The organism is Campylobacter sp. BCW_6466 (assembly GCF_001762835.1).
Lineage (GTDB): Bacteria > Campylobacterota > Campylobacteria > Campylobacterales > Campylobacteraceae > Campylobacter_D > Campylobacter_D jejuni.
Map to the genome: position 1 here is coordinate 1 of NZ_MJXO01000050.1, position 6,933 is coordinate 6,933.

At 30.7% G+C, this 6,933-nt stretch carries 10 protein-coding genes; 8 read left to right on the forward strand and 2 right to left on the reverse strand.

Translation table 11 applies throughout. The annotated features are described in order from the left end of the window. The 3 genes from AJ887_RS05820 to AJ887_RS05830 form a co-directional block, all read left to right on the forward strand. The coding region (locus AJ887_RS05820; protein ID WP_070284961.1) for a phage tail sheath family protein at positions 1-1,005 on the forward strand (1,005 nt) is incomplete at its 5' end. Positions 1,006-1,127: 122 nt separating this feature from the next. Next, on the forward strand, positions 1,128-1,643 hold the full coding sequence (locus AJ887_RS05825) for a phage major tail tube protein (protein WP_002865794.1): 516 nt from the start codon (positions 1,128-1,130) through the stop codon (positions 1,641-1,643). A gap of 10 nt (positions 1,644-1,653) precedes the next feature. Then, the gene (locus tag AJ887_RS05830) at positions 1,654-1,890 is read left to right on the forward strand and encodes a phage tail assembly protein (protein WP_002789979.1); all 237 of its coding nucleotides are present in this window, start codon (positions 1,654-1,656) and stop codon (positions 1,888-1,890) included. 107 nt (positions 1,891-1,997) lie between these two features. Here the strand turns inward: AJ887_RS05830 and AJ887_RS05835 are convergent, their stop codons facing one another. Beyond that, a complete protein-coding gene (locus AJ887_RS05835; RefSeq protein ID WP_070284963.1) occupies positions 1,998-2,228 on the reverse strand; it encodes a hypothetical protein in 231 nt (76 codons plus the stop codon). 29 nt (positions 2,229-2,257) lie between these two features. Between AJ887_RS05835 and AJ887_RS05840 the strand changes: the two genes are divergently transcribed. The 5 genes from AJ887_RS05840 (at position 2,258) to AJ887_RS05860 (ending at position 6,661) form a co-directional block, all read left to right on the forward strand. Further along, positions 2,258-4,222 (forward strand): phage tail tape measure protein, encoded by a 1,965-nt coding sequence (locus tag AJ887_RS05840; RefSeq protein WP_002876455.1) that lies wholly within the window; start codon positions 2,258-2,260, stop codon positions 4,220-4,222. A 1-nt stretch (position 4,223) separates the two neighbouring features. Next, complete coding sequence (locus AJ887_RS05845) at positions 4,224-4,598, forward strand: phage tail protein (RefSeq protein WP_002870151.1); 375 nt, start codon at positions 4,224-4,226, stop codon at positions 4,596-4,598. Continuing rightward, the gene (locus tag AJ887_RS05850; protein ID WP_002789964.1) at positions 4,591-4,782 is read left to right on the forward strand and encodes a tail protein X; all 192 of its coding nucleotides are present in this window, start codon (positions 4,591-4,593) and stop codon (positions 4,780-4,782) included. The genes AJ887_RS05845 and AJ887_RS05850 overlap by 8 nt, the downstream gene beginning before the upstream one ends. Further along, positions 4,776-5,744, forward strand: a complete 969-nt coding sequence (locus AJ887_RS05855; protein WP_002865687.1) for a phage late control D family protein — start codon at positions 4,776-4,778, stop codon at positions 5,742-5,744. Before AJ887_RS05850 ends, AJ887_RS05855 begins: the two co-directional genes overlap by 7 nt. Before the next feature lie 101 nt (positions 5,745-5,845). Then, the gene (locus AJ887_RS05860) at positions 5,846-6,661 is read left to right on the forward strand and encodes a DNA adenine methylase (RefSeq protein ID WP_070284965.1); all 816 of its coding nucleotides are present in this window, start codon (positions 5,846-5,848) and stop codon (positions 6,659-6,661) included. 29 nt (positions 6,662-6,690) lie between these two features. Here AJ887_RS05860 and AJ887_RS05865 read toward each other — a convergent pair. Continuing rightward, the coding region (locus AJ887_RS05865) for a hypothetical protein (RefSeq protein WP_070284967.1) at positions 6,691-6,933 on the reverse strand (243 nt) is incomplete at its 5' end.

The window sequence follows — 6,933 nt, forward strand, 5'->3', positions numbered from 1 at the left end:
AAAGCAAAAGAATTTGTAAACGATTTAATCAAAGAAAATAACTTACAAGATTTTAGACTTTTAGATACTTTAGAATGTATCAATCTACAAAATGTAAGTAATGTAATTATTATTAGTTTTTTTGAAGAAAGCGAGGAAAGTGAAAACACTTTAATCAATATTGTTAATGCCATAGAAGCTTTTAAAAAAGCAAAGCATAAAACAGGTTTTAGCCCTGATTTAATCATTGCTCCTTATTACTCACATGAAGCAGGAGTAAAGGCTAAGCTTGAAAGTGTGGCAAGTTCTATGAATATCACAGCTATTGTGGATCTTTACGCTACAAATGTTGGCGAAGCTATTAATACAATGGAGGCTTTTAGCTCTAAAAGATTAATTGCCACTTGGCCACAGGTTCAAATCTTAAATACACAAGGAAAATACGCTTATGTTCCACAATCTCCTATCATCGCAGGTTTAATAGCTCATACAGATGGAGATAAAGAATATGGCTTTAGTGATTCTTACTCAAATAGAGTGATGAATGGGGTTACTGGCACAGAGTATTTTATAGAGTTTATCAATGGCTTTGATTGTGATGCAGAAAGACTAAGAAACGCTCATATTTCAACTTGTATTTTAAGTGAAGGTTATCGCTCTTGGGGTGGGGAAACTAGCCATGAAGATACGATTTGGCAAGATTTAGCTCGTGTAAGAACTTTTGATCGTATAGCCCTAGCAGGACAAAAAGCAGCTTTTAAAGCTATTGATAAAAAAGCAAGTGAATTATATTTTATAAAAATCAGCATTGAAGAATTGCTAAGAGATTTAAAAGGAGCTAAGGTTTTAATTGGCTATGAGGTAAGCTGGGATGAAGAAAGAAACACAGATGCCAATGTGAGTGCTGGTAAGTTTTATCTAAATATAAAAATGATGAATAATCCAATCGTTAAACAAATCACTTTAGAGTTCATCTACTCTGATGAATGGGCGAGTGATTTGATTAAAACTATTAGTGCAGAGTAAAAGGTGGCTTTTGGGGCTTTCTTAAAAAGAGTGTAAAGCACAAGAGAGGGGTCAAGGGGATGAAATCCCTTGTTGCAAGGTGGAATTTACTTCCACCGCGAAGTTAAAAGAAGGAGAATAACATGTTTAATAAAGTACCTCAAGTAATTGAACAAGCAAATTGTTTTATAGATGGGTATGGTTATGCTGGGGTAGCAAGAGATATTACTTTGCCTATTATAGAACAAGAAGTATTAGAAAGCAAAGGAGCGCTGAGTGCAAATTATGGCACGGGTGTATTTAAAGCAATGGAATGCTCTTTTAAAATTAGTGAGATGGGAGAACAAGCTTTTGAAGCTTTTGGAGTAAATACTTTTTCTAAAACAAAAATCCCACTTGTTTTTAAAGCAAGTATTCATCAAAGCGGATCAGGAAAACAAGTGCCTTTTGTAGTGGAGTTAAATGGAGAATTTACATCTATGACTCCCCCTTCTATTGTAGCAGGTGGCGAATTTACAAGTGAAATAAAAATCAATGTGCATTTTATAAAAATCACAATGGATGGCAAAAGACTATTTTTAGCTGATATAAAAAATCTTATTCTAGAATTTAATGGCATTGATAAAATGGCAAAAGTAAAAGCAAATTTAAGTCTATAAGGAGAAAATTATGTCAAAAATAATCAAATTATCAAATGGAAATGAAGTTAAATTTAATCCCCCAACAGCTGGGATGTTGCGTCGTTCTATGGATATGCAAAAAGGCGAAGGTTCGAGAGCTTTTTATATGATAGGAGAATGTACTAATATGAGTTTAGAAGAGCTTGATAATTTAAGTCTTGAAGACATTACTCTTTTAAGCAATGAATTAAACAATTACCAAACTCCCAGTGGGAGCACTGAATAATGAAGCTATTGCGTTAATAGCTCATTATTTGCATTTTTCTTATAGTGAAATTATGAGTTTAAACATAAAAGATTATCTTGAATTTTTAGATATCAGTTTAAAAATCGCTAAGAGTGTTTAAGCTTAAAAAAACAATAGATAAAGGTTGCAATATAAAGTATTAAAGAAAAAAGCACAAAAAATGAAGTGATATTAACAAAACCTGCTAAATAATCATCACTTAAAAAAGAAAGCATAAAAGTGACAAAAATACCGAGTGTTAAAAAGGCTTTAAAAACGATTTTAAAGTTTTTTAAAAAGATGATTTTAGCATTAAAAGCATTGTCTATTTTTTTCATAAATAGATTTTACAATAAAAAGGAAAAATATGCAAGATTTAGGACTTAGCTTTGGTATATCTTTAGCCTTTAAAGGCTTTAAAGAATTTGCTAAAAACACTGAAGCTTTAAAAAAGTTTAGTGCTAATTTGGATCAAAGCAATAAAAGTGTAAAAGCCTTAAATAAAAGTATTGATGCATTAGAAAAATCCAAGGCAAAGATTAAAGCAATAGGTGAAGAGTTTAGTGCTTTAAAAGGTGAGCTTATGGCTAAAGGTGCAAGTGCTTTAGCTATCGGTGTGCCTGTAAAAATCAGTGCTAATCTTGAAGATGATATGAATAATATAAACGCCTTTTTAAATACAAATAATGAAAGTTTAAATCTTTTACGAAAAAACTTTTTAAAACTAAGTTCTAATATAGGAATGAATGTTAATGAGCTTACTAAATTGGGTGAAGCAGGAGCAAGGCTTGGGATAAAAAGCGAAAGTGAGCTTTTAAAATTTAGCGAACTTGGTGCTAAGTATAGCAAAGTCTTTAAATTAAATAATGAAGAAAGTATTAATTTCATGAGTAAGCTTTCTAATATTTATAAATTAAATACCAAAGATATGCAAAATCTTGGAGATAAGATAATTGGTGTAGCTAAAGCAAGCAATGTAAGTGCTTCAAGTGTTGCTAAGATAATGAATGAAGTAGGAGGCGATGCAAAGCTTATTGGTATGAGTGCAGAGGGTGCGGCAGCTTTAAGTGCTGCTTTTGCAAGTGCGACTAAAGATGAAGGCGAAGCGATTGGAACTTTTAAAGCAATGACTAGCGTTATGAGTAATTTAAATAATGCAAGTGATGATATGAAAACCAAGTTTTTAAGCTTGGGGCTTAGTACAGAACAACTAAGCGCTTATTTTAAACAAGATGCAAGTGGTGCGGTTAAAGTACTTTTAAATCAGATAAAAACCTTACCAAAAGATGAGATGACTGATTTTTTAAATTCAGTTTTTGGGACGGGTGCTGCAGGCATGATGCAAAATTTAGTCGACAATACAGATAAGTATGAACAAGCTTTAAAATCTTTAAAAAATACAAAAATGGGTGCTTTAAATAATGAATTTAAAAAGTTAGGAGACTCCACTAACACAAGCTTTGCAAAACTTAGTGCCAGTATGGCAAATCTTAGTGCAAGCATAGGCGAAGCTTTAGCACCTGCTTTAAGCTTTGTCATGGATAGTATCTCATCTTTGATTAACTTTATTAGAGAGATTATTGATGCTTTTCCAAATTTAAGTAAAGTTATAGGTACCTTAGTAGTTTCTTTAACTATAGCTAGTGTGGCCCTTAGTGCTTTAAAAGTAGGATTTTTGGTTGCAAAAATTGCAGGAGCGCAATTTGCTTTTACGCTTAATGCTATAAGAACTGCTTTTAATATATTAAAAATCGCTTTTTTAACCAACCCTATAGGGCTTGTTTTAATGTCAATTGCCGCCATTGCAACACTTGTTATCATGAACTGGGATAAAGTTAAAACCTTTTTCATTGGATTTATAGATAAAATTAGTTCCGTTTTTAGCGGATTTGGCGAGTTTTTTAGCTCTTTATGGGGTGGTTTATTTAATTGGTTTGCTTCTAAGTTTGAATGGTTAAGCAAAGCATTTGCAAAGATTAAAGATATAGCTAAAAGCGTGGCCTCTTTTTTTGGTTTTAGTGATAATGATAAAAAAGTTGATGGAGAAAAATATCAAAATTTACAAAATGATAATTCTAGAACCCATCATGGTATAGTAAGATCAGGTGCTCCAAAGCATGAAGCAAGACAAGCTGAAATTGCCGCTTTATCCAAAAGAAGTGATATTTCTAAAAAAAATGAAATCAATGTAAATATTAATGGAACTTTTAATATAAGTTCAAATAATGGAGTGTTTGATTTAAAAGCTTTCGCAAAAGAAGTTGAAAATAGTGTTTTAAGTGCATTAAATAAAAATGCAGATAAAAAAGTGCAGACAACAATTTGGGGTTAAAATGATATTTTGTTTAGGTGAGTTTGAGTTTGAAGCTTTAAATGTAGATGAGCTTGAAAAAAATTATGAATACGGCATTAGAAGCATTGAACGTATTAATAATCATAATGCTTTAATCAGCGTTGCTAAAGCAAATGAAAGTATTAAAATAAGTGGCAAAACTTTACCGCTTAGTAAAGATAAAAACACTTATTTAGATACTTTAAAGCAAATGGCTTCTCAAAATAAAAGCTATGCAATGTGTAGTGCCAGTGGAGTTTATTTTGGAAAATTTGCGATTTTAAGTATCAGCGAAAAACAAAGTGCTTTTTTAGAAGGCAGTGGCTTTTTAACACAAAATTTTGAACTTAATTTACAAAGGGATTTTGATGAGTGAGATTTACATTGCAAAAAACAATGAAAGGCTTGATAGTGTGGTTTATAGGCATTATGGAACGCTTTTGTATTTTGATCAAGTTTTATTAGCCAATCCAAAATTAGAGCCTCTTTTAAAAACAGGAGATAAAGTGATTTTACCTAATATTGAAATTCAAGAAAACAAGGAAGAAACTTTATGGTAAATCATCCTAGCTTTAAGATAAAAGCAAATGATAAAGATATTACACAAAAGATAAGTCTTAATCTTATTAATCTAAGCTTTGATGATAAGGCCAAGGATGAAAGTGATGAGATAAGCATCAGTTTAAATGGACTTTATGCAAGAGCTCCTTTTGGCGATAAGTTAGAACTTTGGCTTGGATTTGATGAAAAACTTTTTAAATGTGGTACTTTTAGCATTAATAGTTTTAGTAAAAATTATAGCTCTAAAACAACAGATATTAAAGCTACTGCGATTAATTTTGCTAGCAATATTAAAAACAAAAAATCAAGGACTTGGGAAAATACCAATCTTGCAGATATTGCTTTAAAAATTGCTGGGGAAAATAATTTAAAAGCAAAAACAAATAATGCAAACAAAGCTTATATCAAACATGAACTTCAAAACAATGTAAGCGATATTGAGTTTATTTATACTCTTTGTGCAAAATATGGCTTTTTAGCTTGCATAAAAGAACAAACTCTTATCATCATAGAGCAAAAAGAGGCAGCACAAGAGGGTGTAAAGGGTGGCGGCAAGCAAGAGGGTGGCATCAAATATACTTTAGATATAAGTGAGCTTAGTGATTTAAATATCAGTATTAAAAATCGCAATGATTATACAGGCGTTAAACTAACTTACCAAGATATAGAACAAGGCATTGTTAAAAGCGTTTTAAGTGGCAATGATAAGGGTTGTGTTTATGAGCTAAAGGTTGCTGGAGTAAAGAATGATAGTGAGGCACTAAACTTGGCAAATGCTAAGCTTAATGCTTTAAATAAAGGCTCTTTTGAAGGAAGCTTTAGCATGATAGGGAAAAATATCAAAGCAGGGGCAAATTTAGAAATAAAAGGCATTGATGAAAAGGTTATTTTTAGTATTAAAGATGTAAAACATGACTTTTCTTTGAGTGGCTATACTATAAGTGTTAATTTTGAAGGGTAATAAGGAAGACTAAAGCCTTCCTTTTTCTAAAAACTAGCAAAAGCATTATAGCTTTGTTTTTAAAGCAAAGCTTTTTAAATTTTATTTTGAAAGGAGTTTGTATGAAAAATAATACAGACAAATTTCTAAAAACTAGCACACTTACTAAACCTACAAGAACTACACTAAAAGCTCCATTTGCTTGGGTGGGTGGTAAAAACTATTTAGCTAAAGAAATCATCGCTTTAATGCCTGAGCATAAAAGCTATATTGAAGTCTTTGGTGGAGCTTTAAGTGTTTTTTATCAAAAAAGCGCTTCAAAAATAGAAGTCATTAACGACATTAACGACGAGCTTATTAATTTACATCTTTGTATAAGAAATAAACCCCAAAGTCTAGCAAATGTGCTTAATTCTATGATAATAAGTAGAAAAATCTTTCATATGCTTAAAAATAAAGAAATTAAGCCAAGAAATGACTTAGAAAGGGCTGCTTTTTATTTTTATCTTATCAGTACTTCTTTTGGATCAAGTATGGGACAATTTGCTATGAGTAAACAAAGAGCACCCAAAAGATTATATAGAGACTTTAGCTTACATACAAAAAGACTTAAAAATGCCAGTATTGAAAATAAAAGCTTTGAATATATTTTAAAAGAATATGATTACAATGAAGCTTTATTTTATTTAGATCCACCTTATGTAGGGACTGAGAATTATTATAAAAACACAGGAGGTTTTGGGCTAAAAGAACATGAACTTTTATGTAATTTGCTTAAAAATATCAAAGGTAAATTTATGCTTTCTTATAATGATTGTGAGCTTATAAGAGAGCTTTATAAAGATTTTAATATTAAGGAATTAAAAGTAAGGTATTCTTTAAATAATAATGTTTTAAAAAGAAAAGAAAGTAAAGAGCTTTTGATTATGAATTTTTAAAAGCTAAGAGAATATTTTTATATTCTCTTTTATTTTAGCAAAGAGCTTAAAAACTTTAGAGCTTCTTTGCTAAAATCTTTATTGCTTTCTTCTAGATACTCTTTATCTAAAATAGCACCGTATTTTAATAAAAGTAAAATCGCTCCAAAATTATTATGAGTTATTGCATAAAACATAGGTTCTTCGCCCATGCATTCTTTAGTTGCACTCATACCATTTTTAAGATATTCTAAAACAAGTTCATTGTTATGGTTGCAAATTGCGTTTATAAA